The sequence below is a fragment of the Streptomyces sp. NPDC093795 genome (genome assembly GCF_044764665.1).
Lineage (GTDB): Bacteria > Actinomycetota > Actinomycetes > Streptomycetales > Streptomycetaceae > Streptomyces.
On the sequence record NZ_JBIWIO010000005.1, the window covers coordinates 110,445 to 128,084 of the forward strand.

Sequence of the window (17,640 nt, forward strand, 5' to 3'; positions counted from 1 at the left end):
GACTCCGGCATGGAGCTGACCACCGACTCCGGCATGGACCTGACGCTGCTCTACCGGGGGCCGCTCTCCTCCTGCGACTTCGACTGCCCGTACTGCCCGTTCGCCAAGCGCCGGGACAGCCGGGAGCAGCTGCGCGCGGACCGGGCCGCGCTGGAACGGTTCACCGGCTGGGCCGCCGCACAGACCGGCGACCGGCTGCGGATCCTCTTCACCCCGTGGGGCGAGGGCCTGGTGCGCTCCTGGTACCGGCGGGCGCTCGTCGAGCTGTCGCGGCTGCCGCAGGTCGAGCGGGTGGCGATCCAGACCAATCTGAGCTGCCGGACCGACTGGCTGGCGGAGGCGGACCCGGAGCGCGTGGCGCTCTGGTGCACGTACCACCCCGGGCAGACGCCCTACGAGCGTTTCCTCGCCAAGTGCGGGGAACTGACGGAGCGGGGCGTCCGGTTCAGTGTCGGCGTGGTCGGTCTGCCCGAGCACGCGGAGCACGCCCGGCGGCTGCGCGCCGCGCTGCCTCCGCACGTGTACCTCTGGGTGAACGCGGCGGAGGGGTACACGTACACCGACGCGGAGGCCGACGAGTGGACGGCGGTCGACCCGCTGTTCCCGTACAGCCGTCATCCGCACCGCTCGGCGGGGCTGCCCTGCCGGACCGGGGAGTCGGTGATCTCGGTGGACGGTGAGGGGACGGTGCGGCGCTGCCACTTCGTCAAGGCCGAGCTGGGGAACCTGTACGACGGTTCGTACCGCGCCGCCCTGCGTCCCCGGGCCTGCCCCCTCGCCGTCTGCGACTGTCACATCGGTTATGTCCACCTGGAGACGCTGCCGCTGTACGACGTGTTCGCCGGCGGGGTCCTGGAGCGGATCCCGGCCGGCGGCCCGTCGTCCCTCAGAGGGGCATGAGGTCGGGGCGCTTGGCCTCGACGTGGTCGCCGGAGCTCTCGCCGCGCAGCCGGCGCCCGATCCACGGCACGAGGTACTCCTTCGCCCAGTTGATGTCGTCCCGGCGCAGCTCCAGCGAGCCGCGCGGGGCTACCGGCGGCCAGGCCTGATCCGGGTCGGCGGGCACCGGCAGGCCGAGGACCTGGGCGGCGCGGAGGGCGACCCGGGTGTGCCCCTCGGCGGAGAGGTGCAGCCGGTCGAGGTCCCAGGCCCGCCGGTCCTGCACGGACCTGAGGGACCACAGGTCGAGGACCGGGCAGTCGTAGCGGTCCGCGATGGCCCGGACGTGGGCGGTGTAGGTGGCGATCTTGCCGCGCAGGTGCCTGAGCACGGGCACGTCACGGGTGTCGAAGCCAGTGGTCACCATGACGGTGCCGACGGCGGAGGTCAGTTCGGCGACGGCCCGCTCGAAGCGCTCGGCCACGTCGTCGGGGTCGCTGCCGGGGCGGATGATGTCGTTGCCGCCGGCGCAGAAGGTCACCAGGTCGGGGGCGAGTTCCTTCGCCCGGGGGACCTGTTCCGCCACGATCTGGTCGAGGAGGCGCCCGCGTACGGCCAGGTTGGCGTAGCGGAAGGCGTCGTGCTCCGGCAGCTGGTCGGCGAGCAGGACCGCGAAGCGGTCCGCCCAGCCGACGTACGTCCCGCCGGGCCCGGGGTCTCCGACGCCCTCGGTGAAGCTGTCACCGATCGCCGCGTACGACCCGAATGCGTTCTTGTCTCTTGATCTCGAATCGTCTGCCACGGGAGCACATCCTTCCCTTTTGGATGTGACCTACGCGACCGTAAGGAGGGGTTGACGCCGGGTGATATATGCCACCGATAAAGAAATTGCCAAGCCGGAATAGATGGGGAAACGCCGGAGGCCCGGCACAGGAGTGCCGGGCCACGCGGGGTGTCGGTGCGTCAGATGGAGACGCCGTGCTGGCGGAGGTAGCCCAGCGGGTCGATGTCGGAGCCGTAGCTCGGCGAGGTGCGGATCTCGAAGTGCAGGTGCGGGCCGGTGGAGTTGCCGGTGGAGCCGGAGAGGCCGATCTGCTGGCCGCCGGTGACGGTCTGGCCGGACGAGATGGAGAGGGAGGAGAGGTGGGCGTACTGCGAGTAGCTGCCGTCGGCGTGCTGGATGACGACCTCGTTGCCGTAGGCGCCGCTCCAGCCGGCCGAGACCACGTTGCCGGCGCCGACGGCGCGGACGGTGGTGCCGGAGGAGGCGATGAAGTCGACACCGGTGTGGTAACCGGAGGACCACATGGAGCCGGAGGCGCGGTACGGGGTGGAGATGCCGCCGCTGACCGGGGCGACCCAGCCGGACGCGGAGGTCGAGGCGCCCGTCGACTCCTGCGCGGAGGAGGACGAGCCGGCGTCCGAGGACGGGGCGGTGGTGGCCGGGGCGGCGGCGCGCTCGCTGCCCCGGGAGGCGCGCGGGGTGTCGCCGTTCTTCGAGGAGGTCTCGGCGGACGGCTCCGGGGCGCTCTTGGGGGCGGCCGCCCGGGGCGCGGCGCTCTTCGGAGCGGAGGCCTTGGCGGTGCTCTTGGCGCCGAGCGTGAGCTTCATGCCGGGCAGGATGAGCGAGGGGTCCTCGCCGACGACCTGGCGGTTGTCGGAGTACAGCTTCTGCCAGCCGCCGGCGACGTGGTGGTCGGCGGCGATCTTCGACAGGTAGTCGCCGCGCACGACGGAGTACGTCTTCGGTGCGGCCTTGGCGGCGGGCGCGGCCTTGGCGGCGGCGAGGGCCTCCACCTGGGCGGCGGCGGTGACGGCCTGGCTGGGGGCGGCAGTCTGCTCGGCGGCGTGGGCCCCGGTGGCGCCGAAGAGCGGGAGGGCGACGACGGCGCCTCCCGTACCGGCGGCGGCGATTCCGCGGGTCAGTCGGTTGGTCTTGGTACGGCGGTGCTTACCCGTCGCGGGCATGGCGAATTCCTCTCCGGCGCCTACGAGGTGAGCTGTCGGGTTCGGACTGGAGATGCCCGGCCGCGTTCTCACGCGGCTTCACCCCAAGCCGTCCTGCGTCGCGGGACCGGCGTACTTCCTGGGTCCCCCGCTCCTGCCACACATGGGATGAGTGGGAATTCCGGACGGTGGCAGGATTCGGCGGTCCGACCGGATTGACGGTGACGCTAGACGAGGGGGTCGGCACGGACAAGCCGCTGATTTCCACCGGCTTTCCCCGCCACGTCTTCCGGCCGGAATTCCGGTCACCCTCTGTGGATGACGGTCCTTCGATGTCCCTTTTCCGTACGGCAATTGGTTCCGGCCGTCGGCCACGATCCGTCACTTCTATGACGCTGCTCACGCGCCGATGCCCATCTCGCCCGCAAACAGGGCGCGTTATACGTAAGGCCTCAATTCGGACAGATCACCCATTCCCGTCCAGGGGGGTGCGCCGACACCCTCCCGCCTGGATGATTGCCCCAGGAACCGATCTCGCTTCGGGCACCCGAACGTCGACCACCAGGAGCACCCGTGACGCAGCAGCTGCCGCAGGTCCCGCCCATCGAAATGACCGAACCCGAGCTGGCCGAGGTCCGCAACTTCCGGGACGTGGGCGGCCTGCCGACGACGGACGGCCGGGCCGTCCGCACCGGGCGCCTCTTCCGCAGCGGCCACCTCGCCCACGCGACGGCGGCGGACGCCGCCTTCCTCGACTCGCTGGGACTGCACACCGTGTTCGACTTCCGGAACATGGCCGACCGGAAGGTCGAGGGTCCCGACGTCGAGCTGCCCGGCGTACGGAACGTGAACATACCGCTCAACGATCCGGCGGAGGGCAAGGAGTTCTGGAAGCTGGTGCGCGGCGGCGACATAACCCAGCTGCGCGAGATCCTCGGTGACGGCAAGGCGGCCGCCAACATGTCCGACTCGTACCGGAAGATGGTGATCGAGCGGACCGCGGAGCACAGCCGGATCCTGCACGCCATGGCTGAGGACAGCCTCCCCGCCCTGATGCACTGCGCGGCCGGCAAGGACCGCGCCGGGCTCTCCATAGCGATCACCCTGCTCGCCCTCGGGGTCGAGCGGGCGGCGATCGAGGCCGACTACGTGAAGTCGAACGACCCGCACCGCCGCTACAAGGTGCGCCGCAGCTCCACCGCCCCGGACGCCATGTCGCCCGAGGTGATGGAGCTGCTGAGCCCGCTCTTCGACGCGCGGGTGGAGTACCTGCGGGGGGCCTTCGAGACGATCGAGGCGACCTGGGGCTCGGTGGACGCCTACCTCGCGACGGGCCTGAAGCTGGCCCCGGAGACCCGCGAGCGCCTGCGGGAGCGCCTGCTCACCGAGGTGTGAGTCCGCCGCCTACCGGTTCTGGCCACCCAGCGCGAAGAGCAGGTAGAGGAAACCGGCGAAGAGGTGGCCGGCGACCAGGTAGGCGAAGAGGCGCAGGACCAGCCCCTTGGGGAACTTGCCCTCCCCACGCTCCTCACCGGTGACCGGTCGTGACTTGTCGGACATGTCGGTCCTCTCGAAGGAATGAAGAGCCACAGGGAAGGATGCCCCACGGGGCTCAGCGCCGGTGCGGGGTCCCGTCGCCGAGGCACAGCTCGGCCGCGGGACTCTGCATCAGGGTGTGGACGAACAGCAGCTCCGCCCCGCCGGGGGTGGCGGCGCCGATCCGGTGCGGGGTGAGCGAGTCGAAGTGCGCGCTGTCCCCGGGATCGAGGACATGCACGGCGTCACCGAGCGCGAGCCGCACCCGGCCCTCCAGGACGTGGATCCACTCCTCCCCCGGGTGGACGCGCACGATGTCGGCCCTGGTGGCGTACGGCACGTGGACCCGCAGGCACTGCAGGGCGCGCCCGGCACCGCCCGCCTGGCGGTAGACCCAGCCGTCGGCCTCGACGGGTTCGGAGCGGCCGGCCCGGACGACGGGGTCGCGCTCGGCCGGTGCCTCACCGAGGAGCTCGGAGACCGTCGTACCGTAGATGCGGGCGAGGGCGAGCAGCATCGGCAGCGAGGGCTGCCGGTTCCCGGTCTCCAGGCGCGAGAGGTGGGCCGGCGAGAGGCCGGCCCGCTGGGCGGCGGCCTCCAGGGTGAGGCCCCGGCGACGGCGCAGACCCCGCAGCTGCGGGGCGACGTCCGGCAGGGCGCCAGGGACGGCGGGGTCCGGCAGGGCGCCTGAGGCAGCGGCGTCCGGCGGTGCGCCGGTGGCGGCGGGGTCCGGGGAGGTCTCCCCGGGGACGTGGTCCATGCGTCCATTCCGCCAGCATCGTGCCTCTGAGGCAAGTTTCTTGCCCCAGAGGCAAAACTCCACGCTCGACCGGATCCGCCGTCAGCGCTGCGCCACCGACTGCTTCACCAGAGTCCTCCCGAAGTCCCACATCAGCCCGCCACCGCCGTGGGCCTCGTCCATGACCGCCGTGAAGGCGGTGACGAACCGGTCCACGTCCGCCTCGTCGATGATCAGCGGCGGGATCAGCTTGATCACCTCCAGGTGGTCCCCGGAGACCTGGGTGAGGATCCGGTGTCGCTGGAGCAGCGGGACGACGACCATCTGCGCGAAGAGCCCCTTGCGGGCCGCCTGGAGCATCGTCCAGCGCCCTCGGAGCCCCAGCGAGGACGGCCGGCCGAACTCGATCCCGATCATCAGCCCGCGCCCGCGGATCTCGTGGAGCAGTTCGTACCGGGGCACGAGCTCCTCCAGGCGGGAGCGGAGCAGGCCGCCGATCCGCCGGACGTGGGCGACCGTGTCCTCGCTCTCCATGACCGAGAGGACGGCGAGCCCGGCCGCCATGGCCTGCGCGTTCGACCCGAAGCTCGCCGAGTGGACGAGGACCCGGTCCATCGACGAGTAGACCTTCTTGAAGATCCAGTCCTTGCCGAGGGTGGCCCCGACCGGCACGTAGCCGCCGGAGAGGGCCTTGGCCACGCAGACCAGGTCCGGTTCGACCCCTTCCTCGTGCTGGTACGCGTAGAAGTCGCCGGTCCTGCCGAGGCCGGTCTGCACCTCGTCGGCGATCAGCAGGGCCCCGTGCTTGTGCAGCAGCTCCTGGGCGGCGCGCAGGAAGCCGGGCGGGGCCTCGTGGACGCCCTTGCCCTGGATCGGCTCCACGACGAAGGCGGCCACGTCGCCCCGGCGCAGCTCCCGCTCCAGGGCTTCGAGGTCGCCGAGCTCGATCGCCGTGTCGGGCAGGAGCGGGGCGAAGCCGTCCCGGAAGCCCTTCTCCCCGTTGACGGAGAGGGAGCCGGTGGTCAGGCCGTGGAAGGCGTGGGAGCAGTAGAGGACCCTGGGCCGCCCGGTGGCGTACCGGGCGAACTTGAGGGCGGTCTCCACGGCCTCCGTGCCGCTGTTGCCGAAGAAGACCCGGTCGAGGTGCGGGCTGTGGGCGAGCAGCCGTTCGGCGAGGAGTCCGGGCAGCGGCGGGCAGTCGAAGCGGGTGAGATCGGCGAGCTGGGCGTCCAGGACGTCGTGGAGGGCCTTGCGGACGACGGGGTGGTGCCGTCCGAGGCCCATCACGCCGAAGCCGGCGAGCATGTCGAGGTGGTCGACGCCGTCGGCGTCCCAGAAGTGGGCGCCCTCGGCCCGCTCGTACACCTTGTCGAAGCCGATGGTGTGGAGCATCCGCGGCAGCTGGTGGTTGAGGTGCTTGGCGTGCAGCTCGTAGCGCTCGCCGCCGCGTTCGGCGAGGAGCGCCCGCAGGTCGAACGCACCCTTCGCCGGACGCTCGTCCTCGCCCTTCACGGGGCACTCACCGCTTGTCCCCGGAGACCGTCTCCCTGACCGCGCGCAGGGACTCCTTGAGGGAGCCCATGGTGGCGAGGACGGCGGTGGGCTCGTAGCCGCAGTGCGCCATGCAGTTGGCGCAGCGCGGGTCCTTGCCGCGGCCGTACTTCTCCCAGTCGGTGTCCTCGATGAGTTCGCGGTACGTGGGGACGTATCCGTCGCTCATCAGATAGCAGGGGCGCTGCCAGCCGAAGAGGGAGTAGTTCGGAATGGCCCAGGCGGTGCAGGGGAAGTCCGCCTTTCCTTCCAGGAAATCCAGGAAGAGCGGCGAGTGGTTGAGCCGCCAGCGGCGCCGGTTTCCGCCGGCGAAGGCCTTCTTGAAGAGTTCGCGGGTCTGTTCCACGCCGAGGAAGTGCTCCTGGTCGGGGGCCTTCTCGTACGCGTAGGCGGGCGAGATCATCATCTCGTCGACCTGGAGGTCGTCGTTGAGGAAATTGAGGACCTCGATGATGGTCTGCGGGGTGTCGGTGTTGAAGAAGGTCGAATTGGTGGTTACGCGGAATCCGCGTCGCTTCGCCTCCTTGATGGCCGCCACCGCCTCGTCGAACACGCCTTCCTTGGCGACGGATTCGTCGTGCCGCTCACGCAGGCCGTCGATGTGCACGGCGAACGCGAAGTACGGGGAGGGCGTGAAGTCCTCCAGCTTCTTGCGCAGCAGCATGGCGTTGGTGCACAGGAAGACGTACTTCCGCTTCGCCACCAACTGGCGGACGATCTCGTGGATCTGAGGGTGCATCAGGGGCTCGCCGCCCGCGATGGACACCATGGGGGCGCCGGACTCCAGGACCGCGCCGACCGCCTGGGCGACCGGCATGCGCTGCTTGAGGACACCCGCGGGGTGCTGGATCTTTCCGCAGCCCTCGCACTTGAGGTTGCACGCGAAGAGCGGCTCGAGCTCGACGATCAGCGGGAACTTCTCGCGCTTGCGGAGCTTCTGTTCGATGAGGTAGGTCCCGACCCGGATGGACTGACGGAGCGGCATGGCCATAACTCGTTCACCTCCTGGGGAGCAGCAAAGAACGGTGCCATTCGAAGAAAGCGGGAAGGACGGCACGAAGGACACGGAAGGCCGATATTCCCCCGCGTACCGTGCCGATCCGGACCAGCTCATGTTCTGGAGCGTCCACGACCACCCGGACGGCCGCAACCGGGCGGGCGTCCGGCCCTCCGCCGAGGCCTACGGCGGCCCGTGCGGTACGCAGAGTCGCGGCGGACTCCATGTCGACGGCGATCGCGCCGGTGGCCCGCAGCGCTGCCCGCTCGGGGCCGCGCACCACGTGGTCGGAGCCGGTCAGCGGCCCGGTGTGCACGGCACGCCCGGGCACCGCCCTGGCCAGGGCCTGCACCAGGAGCTCGGTCCCGGTGCAGGAGAGCGTGCCGTCGGGGCCGCGGGTCTCTTCGGCGACGATCAGGTCCCCCGGGTGCATGCCGGGGGCGAGCCCCGCGCAGAAACCGGAGGCGATGACGGCGGCGTCCCGCCACCGCTCCTCGCCGAGCGCCCGGGAGACCGCCCGGTTGGCCCGGTCGGGTCCCATGCCCGTACGGAGCACGGTCACGGGCCCGGGGGCGCCGCCGCGGTCCCCGGTGCGCAGGGCGAGCTGCTCGATGCCGAGGGCGCAGGCGATGAGCAGCGGTGGTGGGGCGCCGGGGCCCGGCTCGCGCCCCATCAGCGTCCCTTGCCGGGCGACGGCTCCCCGTACACGTAGCGTCCGAGCGCCGTGAGGGGGAACACCTGCCGGTAGAGGTGGTAGTTGATGGAGAAGTCCCAGGGGAAGCCGGTGCCGGTGAAGTACGGCTCGTCCCAGGAGCCGTCCTCGCGCTGGGTCGCGGCGAGCCAGGCGACGCCCCGCCGTGCCGGCTCGGAGTCGCGTTCGCCCGCGGCGAGCAGGGCGATCAGCGCCCAGGCGGTCTGGGAGGCGGTGGAGGCGCCGCGTCCGATCCACTCCGGGTCCGAGTAGGAGCGGAGGTCCTCGCCCCAGCCACCGTCCTCGTTCTGGGTGGTTCCGAGCCAGTCGACGGCCCGGCGGATCGCGGGGTGGGAGACGGGCAGCCCGGCCGCGGTGAGCGCGGGGAGCACCGAACCGGTGCCGTACACGTGGTTGACGCCCCAGCGGCCGAACCAGGCACCGTTCGGCTCCTGTGCGGCGAGCAGCCAGTCGATGCCCCCGCGGGTCCGGGGGTCCGCGGCGAGCCCCTCGTACGCCAGCATCTCCACCACATGGGCGGTGACGTCGGCGGAGGGCGGGTCGATCACCTCGCCGAAGTCGCAGAACGGCAGCCTGTTGGGGAAGGCGCTGGTGTTGTCGGCGTCGAACGCGCCCCAGGCGCCGCCCCGCGACTGCATGCCGAGCGTCCAGCGCGTGCCCCGGGCGACGGCCGCCTCCACCCGGGCCGGCTCGGGGTGCCGGACCCGGCGCAGGGCCAGCACCACCTCGGCGGTGTCGTCGATGTCGGGGTAGTTGTCGTTGTGGAACTCGAACGCCCAGCCGCCCGGGGGCAGTCCGGGACGCCGTACCGCCCAGTCCCCGGTCCGGGTGATCTCCTCGTCGAGCATCCAGTCGACGGCCTTCACAAGGGCGGGGTGGTCCGGCGGGAGCCCCGCGTCGGCGAGGGCGATCGTGGCGAGGCAGGTGTCCCAGACGGGCGACTGGCAGGCCTCGATCATCCGGGAGCCGTCCTCGCGCCACACCGCGAACCGGTCGAGCGACTCGAGGCCCGCCCGCATGACGGGGTGCTGGAGGTCGTAGCCGAGGAGGTGGAGGGCGATGACCGAGTAGACGGCGGGCGGCTGGATGCCGCCCCAGCAGCCGTCGTTCTCCTGCCGCTCGACGATCCAGCGCGCGGCGAGGTTCATGGCGGTCCTGCGCAGGGCGCGCGGCGCGACCCGGTGGTAGGCGTGCAGCGCCTTGTCGAGCCGCTGGAAGATCCCGTCCCAGCCGGTCGCGGGGGCGAGGGGCCGGGGCGGGTTCGGACGGGCGGGGTCGGTGTGCAGCTCGTCGAGGGGGAAGGGCGCGGGGCGGACCGGGCGCTTCGCGGAGACGACGGTGAGCGGCACGATCGTCTGCCGGGCCCAGCAGCCGAAGTCGTAGATGTTGAGCGGGAACCACTTCGGCAGGAAGAGCAGTTCCGGGGGCAGCTCGGGCAGGTCCTCCCAGCGCCACCAGCCGAAGAGGGCGAGCCAGATCCGGGTGAAGACCCGGGCGGCGGCGATCCCGCCCCTGGCACGGACCCAGGCGGCGGCGCGTGCCATGTGCGGGGCCTCGGGCGGGTCTCCGGCGAGCCGGAGTGCCACATAGGCCTCGACGGTGGCGGAGACCTCGCCGGGTCCGCCGTAGAAGGTGGCCCAGGCGCCGTCCTCGCGCTGCTCACGGCGGATGTGGAGGGCCGCGGCGCGGGTGGTGTCGGCGTCGAGGACGCCCAGGAACTGGCGGAGGAGGAGGTCCTCGGCGTCCATGGTGACGTTGGTCTCCAGGTCGCCCTTCCACCAGCCCTCGGGGTCCTGCCGGGCGAGCAGGTGCTCGACGGCCCGTTCCGCGGCCCGTGCGGCGGCTTCGTCGAGATCCGGCGTGGAGGCGTCGGTGTGGTGCGTGGTGCTGGCCGCGGCCGCCCGGGGGCCCACGGCCCCGGCGTTCCCGTCGGTCGTCGCTGTCATGGCTTCCCCTTTGGCAGTAGGTTCATCTGCTTCTACGGGTCTGCCGTCGGCCGGCGCCGAAGGGCACCGGCCGGCGACCGCGCACTCATATCAGGGTGATGGTGATCATCTCTTCCGTACGACCACGAAGTCGGCGAGCGCGGTGAGCTGCGCCCGGACGCGGGCGGGCATGTCCACCTCGTCCAGGGCCTCGATCGCGACGGCGTGCTGCCTACGGGCCTCCTGGGAGGTCCACTCGCGTCCGCCGGCCTCCTCGATGAGGGCCGCCCGGTAGGCGAACTCCTCCTCGGAGAAGGTGTCGAAGTCGTTGGACTTGGCGTCGGCGGCGAGCAGTTCGCCGAGCCGCTCGGAGGCCTCGCCGCCGGCAGCGAGGGCGGCGACGACCGGCAGGGACTTCTTGCGCTGCCGCAGGTCGCTCCAGGTCTGCTTGCCGGTGGCCTCCGGGTCGCCCCAGATGCCGAGGAGGTCGTCGACGGCCTGGAAAGCGAGGCCGAGGTGGTAGCCGTACTCCTCCAGCTTGTCGGCGGTGCGGTCGTCGGCGCCGCCGAGCACGGCGCCGATGGAGACGGCGCAGGCGAGCAGGGCGCCCGTCTTGTTGCCCTCCATCTCCAGGCACTCCTCGACGGTGACCCGCTCGCGGTGCTCGTACGCGATGTCCTGGGCCTGCCCGTCGATGAGCTTGCGGGAGGCCGTGGTGAGCCGGCGGGTGGCCCGGCCGGCCTCGACGGTGCCCAGTTCGAGGAGCAGCTCGTTGGCGAGGGCGAACAGGGCGTCGCCCACGAGGATGGCCTGCGCGGGGCCGTGCACCTTCCACACGGTGTCGCGGTGGCGGCGCTGCTCGTCGCCGTCCATCAGGTCGTCGTGGAGCAGCGAGAAGTTGTGGACGAGTTCCACGGCGACGGCGCCGGGGATCCCGACCTCGGGCGCGGCGCCCGCGGCCTCGGCCGACAGCAGGGCGAGCGCGGGGCGTACGGCCTTGCCGCCGTCGCCGTCGGCGGGGTTGCCCTGGGCGTCGATCCAGCCGAAGTGGTAGGCGGCCACGGTGTCCATGGGCGGCGCGAGGCGGTCGACGGCCGCCCGCAGTACGGGGGTGGACAGGGTCCGCCCCCGCTCCAGCAGTGCGGACACGTCCGCGGTGTCGACGGCCGGATTACCCGGCGGCACAGTCGGCACGGTCTCTCCTCTTGTTCCGGTACTCACACTCATGCCGCCTCCTGCAGCGGATGGTCATGGTGGCGGCCGAGGGCGGAGAGCGCGGCGCCCGCCGCGCTGAATCCGCTGCGGACGGCACCCTCCATGGTCGCGGGCCAGCCGGTGGCGGTCCAGGCTCCGGCCAGGTAGAGCCCCGGGGCCCGGGTGCGGGCGCCGGGGCGGAGTCGGCCGACGCCCGGGGTGGGGGCGAACGTGGCCGTCCGCTCCCTGGTGACGAAGAAGTCGCGGATCCCGGCGCCGCGGGCGGCGGGCAGCAGCCGCTCCAGCTCGGGGAGGTACTTCGCGCGCAGGGCGGCGACGGGTTCGTCGATCTCGTCCTGGGCGGCGGACTGGGAGACGGCGAGGTACTGGCCGCCGCCGGTGAGCCCGGAGGATTCGGTGCGGTCGAAGACCCACTGCACCGGGGAGCCGAGCGTGGTGAAGAAGGGCTGCTTGAGGACCTTGCGGTCGTAGACGACGTGCAGGTTGAGGATGGGCGCGACGGTGATGTCGAGGAGCCGGTCGGGGTCGTCGAGGGCGCCGTCGGGCAGCAGGCCGTGGGTCTCCTGCTGGGGTACGGCGAGGACGACGGCGTCCGCCGTGAGCGTCTCGCCGGGTACGTCGACGGCCCAGCGGCCGTCGTCCGTACGGGAGATCCGCTCGGCCTTGGTACGGAGCAGGGTGCGGACGCCGAGGGCGTCGAGCTCCTTCGCGGCGCGGGTGTCGTGGAGTTCGCCGAGGGGGACGTGGGCCCAGCCGATGTCGGCGGCGCCGGGCTCGGTGAGGAGCGCGGTCTTGAAGACCATCGCGGCGAGCCCCATGGAGGACTCGGGGGCGGGGGCGTTGAGCGTGGGGATGCCGATCAGGTCCCAGAGGGCCTCGACGGCCCGGGGGGACTGCCCGTGCCGGCCGAGCCAGGTGCCGAAGTCGATGCCGTCGAGCGCGGGATCGGCGGGGTCGAGCTTCTTCAGGGCGAGCGCGGCCCGGCCGACGGAGGCACGTTCCGCGAGGGAGAGGTGCGGGTACGTGGCGAGGGTCCGCGCGAGGTGCAGCGGTACGGGGAGGTTGTCGCGGCGGATCCGGCCGAGCCTCGGTCCGCGGGGGTGGCCGACGTCGAGGACGGGGACGTCGAGGCGGTCCTGGAGGGGCGCGAGCCGGGCGCCGTCGATCCGGTCGAGGAACCAGCGGTACGCGGTGCAGCAGCGCAGGTAGACGTGCTGGCCGTTGTCGACGGTGAGGTCGCCGCGGCGGAAGGAGAAGGCGAGGCCGCCGAGCCGGGGCCGGCCTTCGAGGAGGGTGACGCCGGCGCCCGCCTCGGCGAGCCGGAGCGCGGTGGTGATCCCGGCGAGCCCGCCGCCGACGACGACGGCGTGGGGCTGCCGGGCGTTCTGCTCGGTTCCTTCGTGGGTCACGCGGCCTCCGCTCGGGTCGTCTCGGGCAGGGACGCCGGAACGGCGCCCGGGGTTGCCCGGCGCTCGGTGGCGTACGGGCTCATCAAGCTCGCCCCCTGACGGTACGGCGGGCGATGTGGCGGGTGTCGAGGCCGGAGAGCCCGCGGACGGCGACGTACGCCTTCTCTCGGCCCGGCAGCGAGACCCGGCCGCGCAGCACGGCGCCGGGGTCGCGTTCGATCCGGTCGAGGAGGCGGCGGTAGATGCCGGCCATGGCGGCGACGCAGGCGCCGCTGCGCCGGTCGAGCATGGGCAGCAGCCGGTAGCCCTCGGCGAACAGGGCGCGGGCGCGCCGTACTTCGAAGTGGACGAGGCCGGCGAAGTCGGCGCCGGGGGGCGGGGTGTCGCTCCCGAAGCCGTCCCCGCAGCCGAACTTGGCGAGGTCGTCGGCGGGCAGATAGGTCCGCCCGTTGGCCGCGTCCTCGCGTACGTCCCTGAGAATGTTGGTGAGTTGGAGCGCGAGGCCCAGGGTGTCGGCGTACTCGGGGGCCCGGTCGGCGCCCGCGGCGCCGGGCTGGGTGCCGAAGACGCCGAGGGAGAGCCTGCCGATCGCCCCGGCGACGCAGCGGCAGTAGACCTTGAGGTCGTCCCAGGTCTCGAAGGTCGCGCCGTGCACGTCCATGAGGACGCCGTCGATGAGTTCGTCGAGGCCGTCGAGCGGGAGCGGGAAGCGGCGGGCGGAGTCGGCGAGAGCGACGGCGACGGGGTCGGTGTCGTCCTCGTCGACCTCGCCGGCGCGGACCCGGTCGAGCAGGGCGCGGGTGGCCTCAAGGCGCTCCCGCTTGACCTCGGACGCGAGGGTGCCGTCTCCGATGTCGTCGACGCGCCGGGAGAACGCGTACAGCGCGGACATGGCCTGGCGCTTCTCGGTCGGCAGCAGCCGGATCCCGTAGGCGAAGTTGCGTGCCTGCTGTCCGGTGACCGCCTCGCAGTAGCTGTAGGCGGCCTGTACCGGTGCGGACGGCTGAAGCTGTGCCTCCACGGTCGCGCTCACCCCTCTCTCCGCGCCCGGAGCAGTACCGCTCCCACCTGGCGCATCAGGCTCGGCTTGGTGGATTTCGGTGCACCGCTCAGTACGTCGAATCCGGCGTCGGTGACCGCGTCGAGCGCGGCGAGTCCCCCGGCGGTGAATCCCGCGAGGAGGAGGCGGAGCCGGCCGTGGACGCTGCCGACGAGCGGGGTGCCCGCGTGGAGCAGTTCGCGGGCACGCTCGGCCTCGAAGGCGATCAGTGCGCGCACGGCGGCGCCGGCGGTGGGGCGGGCGAGGTCGGCCTCGGTGACGTGGAACCGCTTGAGGTCCTCGGCGGGGAGGTAGATCCGGTCGGCGCCGAGGTCCTCGGCGACGTCCTGGAGGTGTTCGACGATCTGGAGGGCGGTGCAGATCTCGTCGGAGCGGCGGATCCGCTCGGGGGTGTCGGTGCCGGTGATCGCGAGGACGAGGCGGCCGACGGGGTTGGCGGAGAGCTCGCAGTACGCGAGGAGGTCGTCGTACGTCTCGTAGCGCGTGACCAGCTGGTCCTGGCGGTTGGCCGCGATCAGTCCGAGGAAGGGCTCGGGGGTGAGCCGGTGGCGCTGGACGGTCGGCCGGAGGGCCCGCAGCAGGGGGTGGCGGGGGGCGCCGTCGAAGACGCGGCGGAGGTCGGCCTCGAAGGCGTCGAGGAGCGCGAGCCGGTCCTCGGCGGCCTCGGGGTCGAGGCCGAGGTGGCGGGCGTCGGCGCCGCCGGGGGCGAGGTCGCCGTCACCGATGTCGTCGACGAGGCGGGCGAAGCCGTAGACGGCCATCAGGTCGTCGCGCCAGGCCCGGGGCAGGAAGAAGGGGGCCACGGGGAAGTTCTCGTCCGCGGCCTTGCCGAGTGTGGCGCGTGAGGAGGCGTCGGGGCGCCCCTGCCGCGTGTCCGTCACAGGTCACTGCCCGACGGAGGGACGGCGACACCCTCGTGGAGCTGGAGATTCTGCGTCATGGCCGTCACGTCTCCCGTTCTACACTGCCGATCCAATCCATCCTATTTCGGACACGCCGCCGACCCCTGCCCGTAGGGCCGCCGCCCGGAGGCCCGATGGTCGTGGGGTATCGCCCTACTTGCCGCGAAACAGACCGGTCCAGCTTACGTTGTACGACGGCCGTCGCCATTCCGGGGTGGCCGACGCCGGGAAGCTCACTCGTACGAGTCGTCAACCCGCCCGTACCGCAAGGGAGTTCGGGTCGGAAGGCGGCTCAGAGGGCACGTGCGCCGGAGACCACCATGGCGAGGGTCGTCTCGACGACGGCGTTCCTGCGCTGCGCGGGAAGGCGGCGAAGAGGGCCGTCGACCAGGAGAAGTGACAGTCCGTGCACGGCCGACCACGCTGCGGCGCCACTGGCGACTCGTGCGCCCTGTCGGGCGCCGCGCCGGGTGAGCGCGTCGAGCGCCTCCCCGAGCAGGGTGAACGCGCGGATCTCGGGCTCGGTGGGCGGGCGCTCCGCCGCGGGTCCGCCCGCCTCGGCCCGCCTGGGGACGCAGAACGCGGCCCGGTAGAGGCCGGGCTGCTCCACGGCGAAGCCGACGTATCCGCGACAGAGGGCGGCGACCCGGCGTTCGGCCGCGAGGGCGGGATCGTCGGCGCCGGGCTCGCGGGCGGCGGCCCGCTCCATGGAGTCGGCGAGCTCCCGCCGGGCGTGGGTCCTGACAGCGCCGAGGAGTTCGCCGCGGCCGTCGAAGTGCCGGTAGGCGGCGGTGGGCGAGACACCCACCCGGCGGGCCGCCTCGCGCAGGACGACCCGCTCGGGGCCGCCTTCGGTGGCGAGATCGACGGCCGCGCAGATCAGCGCGTTGCGCAGATCGCCGTGGTGGTAGGTCTTTCCCCCCGAGATCGCTGCCATGGGCTCATCCTGCCCGATGTTGACCGCATGAACATTCCAGGTGGTGGCACGACGCGCGGAAAGCGGAACCGCCCCCACCGAAAAGGGTGGGGGCGGTGCGGAAGGACGCGGGTCAGCGGGCGGTCTCGCGCTCGTACGCCTTGAGGACCTCGTCCGTGGGGCCGTCCATCAGGAGCTGCCCCTTCTCCAGCCAGAGCACCCGGTCGCAGGTGTCCCGGATGGACTTGTTGCTGTGGCTCACCAGGAAGACCGTGCCGGCCTCCTTGCGGAGTTCGCGGATCCGCTCCTCGGAGCGGATCTGGAACTTGCGGTCACCGGTCGCCAGCGCCTCGTCGATGAGGAGGACGTCGTGGTTCTTGGCCGCCGCGATGGCGAAGCGGAGCCTGGCGCCCATGCCGGAGGAGTACGTGCGCATGGGCAGGCTGATGAAGTCGCCCTTCTCGTTGATGCCGGAGAAGTCGACGATGCCCTCGTAGCGGGAGCGCACCTCCTCGCGGCTCATGCCCATGGCGAGGCCGCCCAGGATCACGTTGCGCTCACCGGTGAGGTCGTTCATGAGGGCCGCGTTGACGCCCAGGAGCGAGGGCTGCCCGTCGGTGTAGACCATGCCGCTCTCGGTGGGCAGCAGACCGGCGATGGCGCGCAGCAGCGTCGACTTGCCGGAGCCGTTGGAGCCGATGAGGCCGATGGCCTCGCCCCGGTAGGCGGTGAAGGTGACACCGCGGACCGCGTGGACCTTGCGGACGCCCCGGGAGACCTCGGCCTTGCCGCGGCCGAGGATCCGGCTGAGCGCCGCGGTGGCGCTGCCCTTGCCTCCGCCACCGGTGTTGACCCGGTAGACGATGTGGACGTCGTCGCAGATGACGGTGGGGACGTTGCCGTCGTCGATGTCAGCCACGGCCGTACCTCTCCTCGGCCTTCCAGAAGTAGACGAAGCCGCCGATGCCGACGACCAGTGCCCAGGCGAGGGCGGTCATCCAGACGTGGTCCGGCAGGTTGCTCGCGCTGTAGCCGTCGATGAGGGCGAAGCGGATCAGGTCCATGTAGACGGACGCCGGGTTGTACATGAGGACGTCGGCGATCCAGGCCGGCTTGTCGGCGAGCATCACCGGGATCGAGAACATGACGCCGGACGCGTACATCCAGGTCCGCATGATGAACGGCATCAGCTGGGCGAGGTCGGGCGTCTTGGAGCCCATCCTGGCCACGATCATCGCGAGGCCCACGTTGAACACGAAGTGCAGGAAGAGCGCCGGGATCACGAGCAGCCACCGGAGGGAGGGGTAGCTGCCGAAGGCGATCACGATCGCCACGAGGACGATCATCGAGAACAGCAGCTGCTGGAGCTGCTGGAGGGAGAAGGAGATGGGGAGGCTGGCCCGCGGGAAGTGCAGGGCCCTGACGAGGCCGAGGTTCCCCGAGATCGCCCGGACGCCGGCCATGACCGAGCTCTGGGTGAAGGTGAACACGAAGATGCCGGTGACCAGGAAGGGGATGTAGACCTCCTCGGACATCCCCTGTCCCGCGCCCAGGATGAGCCCGAAGATCAGGTAGTAGACCAGGGCGTTGAGCAGCGGGGTCGCCACCTGCCACACCTGGCCCAGCTTGGCCTGGCTGTACTGGGCGGTCAGCTTGGCCGAGGAGAAGGCCAGGATGAAGTGGCGGCGGCTCCACAGTTCACGGACGTACTCGAACAGTCCGGGCCGGGCGCCGCTGACGGAGAGGCCGTACTTCGCGGCCAGCGCGGCCGGGGCCAGGCCCTCGTCGACGGACGGGGGCGCGCTCGTCGCGACCGCCCCGCCCTGGTGTGTGTCACTCACAGTCGAAACTT

General features: G+C 71.9%; 17 protein-coding genes and 1 riboswitch. Of the genes, 2 read left to right on the forward strand and 15 right to left on the reverse strand.

All coding sequences use genetic code 11. The features are described 5' to 3' along the window. Positions 1 to 33: 33 nt before the first annotated feature. Positions 34 to 900 carry an STM4011 family radical SAM protein gene (locus ACIRB7_RS15550; protein ID WP_403598815.1) on the forward strand — a complete coding sequence of 289 codons (867 nt, stop codon included), beginning with the start codon at positions 34 to 36 and terminating at the stop codon, positions 898 to 900. On the opposite strand, the gene ACIRB7_RS15555 is transcribed toward ACIRB7_RS15550, so the two are convergent. Together ACIRB7_RS15555 and ACIRB7_RS15560 are read right to left on the reverse strand one after the other, a co-directional pair. Then, entirely contained in the window at positions 887 to 1,681 is a 795-nt protein-coding gene (locus ACIRB7_RS15555) for an SGNH/GDSL hydrolase family protein (protein ID WP_403597934.1), read from the reverse strand. The genes ACIRB7_RS15550 and ACIRB7_RS15555 overlap by 14 nt on opposite strands. A 161-nt stretch (positions 1,682 to 1,842) precedes the next feature. Further along, positions 1,843 to 2,847, reverse strand: coding sequence for a LysM peptidoglycan-binding domain-containing M23 family metallopeptidase (locus ACIRB7_RS15560; RefSeq protein ID WP_403597937.1), 1,005 nt, complete (start codon positions 2,845 to 2,847; stop codon positions 1,843 to 1,845). 4 nt (positions 2,848 to 2,851) lie between these two features. After that, positions 2,852 to 3,040: riboswitch (cyclic di-AMP (ydaO/yuaA leader) on the reverse strand. A 359-nt stretch (positions 3,041 to 3,399) separates the two neighbouring features. Between ACIRB7_RS15560 and ACIRB7_RS15565 the strand changes: the two genes are divergently transcribed. Further along, complete coding sequence (locus ACIRB7_RS15565; RefSeq protein ID WP_403597939.1) at positions 3,400 to 4,221, forward strand: tyrosine-protein phosphatase; 822 nt, start codon at positions 3,400 to 3,402, stop codon at positions 4,219 to 4,221. Positions 4,222 to 4,230: 9 nt separating this feature from the next. On the opposite strand, the gene ACIRB7_RS15570 is transcribed toward ACIRB7_RS15565, so the two are convergent. From ACIRB7_RS15570 to ACIRB7_RS15630, 13 genes are all read right to left on the reverse strand, one after another. Next, entirely contained in the window at positions 4,231 to 4,386 is a 156-nt protein-coding gene (locus tag ACIRB7_RS15570; protein WP_403597942.1) for a DUF6126 family protein, read from the reverse strand. Positions 4,387 to 4,438: 52 nt separating this feature from the next. After that, entirely contained in the window at positions 4,439 to 5,122 is a 684-nt protein-coding gene (locus tag ACIRB7_RS15575; protein ID WP_403597944.1) for a helix-turn-helix domain-containing protein, read from the reverse strand. A gap of 81 nt (positions 5,123 to 5,203) precedes the next feature. Beyond that, positions 5,204 to 6,613: an aspartate aminotransferase family protein gene (locus ACIRB7_RS15580; protein ID WP_403597945.1), complete on the reverse strand. Its 1,410-nt coding sequence runs from the start codon at positions 6,611 to 6,613 to the stop codon at positions 5,204 to 5,206. A gap of 7 nt (positions 6,614 to 6,620) precedes the next feature. After that, positions 6,621 to 7,643, reverse strand: a complete 1,023-nt coding sequence (gene hpnH, locus ACIRB7_RS15585; RefSeq protein WP_403597948.1) for an adenosyl-hopene transferase HpnH — start codon at positions 7,641 to 7,643, stop codon at positions 6,621 to 6,623. A gap of 7 nt (positions 7,644 to 7,650) precedes the next feature. Further along, positions 7,651 to 8,322: a 1-hydroxy-2-methyl-2-butenyl 4-diphosphate reductase gene (locus ACIRB7_RS15590; protein ID WP_403597951.1), complete on the reverse strand. Its 672-nt coding sequence runs from the start codon at positions 8,320 to 8,322 to the stop codon at positions 7,651 to 7,653. Further along, positions 8,322 to 10,307 carry a squalene--hopene cyclase gene (gene shc, locus ACIRB7_RS15595; RefSeq protein ID WP_403597954.1) on the reverse strand — a complete coding sequence of 662 codons (1,986 nt, stop codon included), beginning with the start codon at positions 10,305 to 10,307 and terminating at the stop codon, positions 8,322 to 8,324. The genes ACIRB7_RS15590 and shc overlap by 1 nt, the downstream gene beginning before the upstream one ends. Positions 10,308 to 10,412: 105 nt before the next feature. Then, positions 10,413 to 11,513 (reverse strand): polyprenyl synthetase family protein, encoded by a 1,101-nt coding sequence (locus ACIRB7_RS15600; protein ID WP_403597957.1) that lies wholly within the window; start codon positions 11,511 to 11,513, stop codon positions 10,413 to 10,415. Continuing rightward, positions 11,510 to 12,910 (reverse strand): hydroxysqualene dehydroxylase HpnE, encoded by a 1,401-nt coding sequence (gene hpnE, locus ACIRB7_RS15605; RefSeq protein ID WP_403597960.1) that lies wholly within the window; start codon positions 12,908 to 12,910, stop codon positions 11,510 to 11,512. Before hpnE ends, ACIRB7_RS15600 begins: the two co-directional genes overlap by 4 nt. 82 nt (positions 12,911 to 12,992) lie before the next feature. Beyond that, entirely contained in the window at positions 12,993 to 13,943 is a 951-nt protein-coding gene (gene hpnD, locus ACIRB7_RS15610) for a presqualene diphosphate synthase HpnD (protein WP_403597963.1), read from the reverse strand. Then, positions 13,940 to 14,851: a squalene synthase HpnC gene (gene hpnC, locus ACIRB7_RS15615; protein ID WP_403597966.1), complete on the reverse strand. Its 912-nt coding sequence runs from the start codon at positions 14,849 to 14,851 to the stop codon at positions 13,940 to 13,942. Before hpnC ends, hpnD begins: the two co-directional genes overlap by 4 nt. Positions 14,852 to 15,164: 313 nt before the next feature. Beyond that, a complete protein-coding gene (locus ACIRB7_RS15620; RefSeq protein ID WP_403597969.1) occupies positions 15,165 to 15,809 on the reverse strand; it encodes a TetR/AcrR family transcriptional regulator in 645 nt (214 codons plus the stop codon). 112 nt (positions 15,810 to 15,921) lie between these two features. Next, positions 15,922 to 16,707 carry an ABC transporter ATP-binding protein gene (locus ACIRB7_RS15625; RefSeq protein WP_403597971.1) on the reverse strand — a complete coding sequence of 262 codons (786 nt, stop codon included), beginning with the start codon at positions 16,705 to 16,707 and terminating at the stop codon, positions 15,922 to 15,924. After that, on the reverse strand, positions 16,700 to 17,629 hold the full coding sequence (locus ACIRB7_RS15630; RefSeq protein ID WP_403597974.1) for an ABC transporter permease: 930 nt from the start codon (positions 17,627 to 17,629) through the stop codon (positions 16,700 to 16,702). Before ACIRB7_RS15630 ends, ACIRB7_RS15625 begins: the two co-directional genes overlap by 8 nt. Between the last annotated feature and the right edge of the window lie 11 nt (positions 17,630 to 17,640).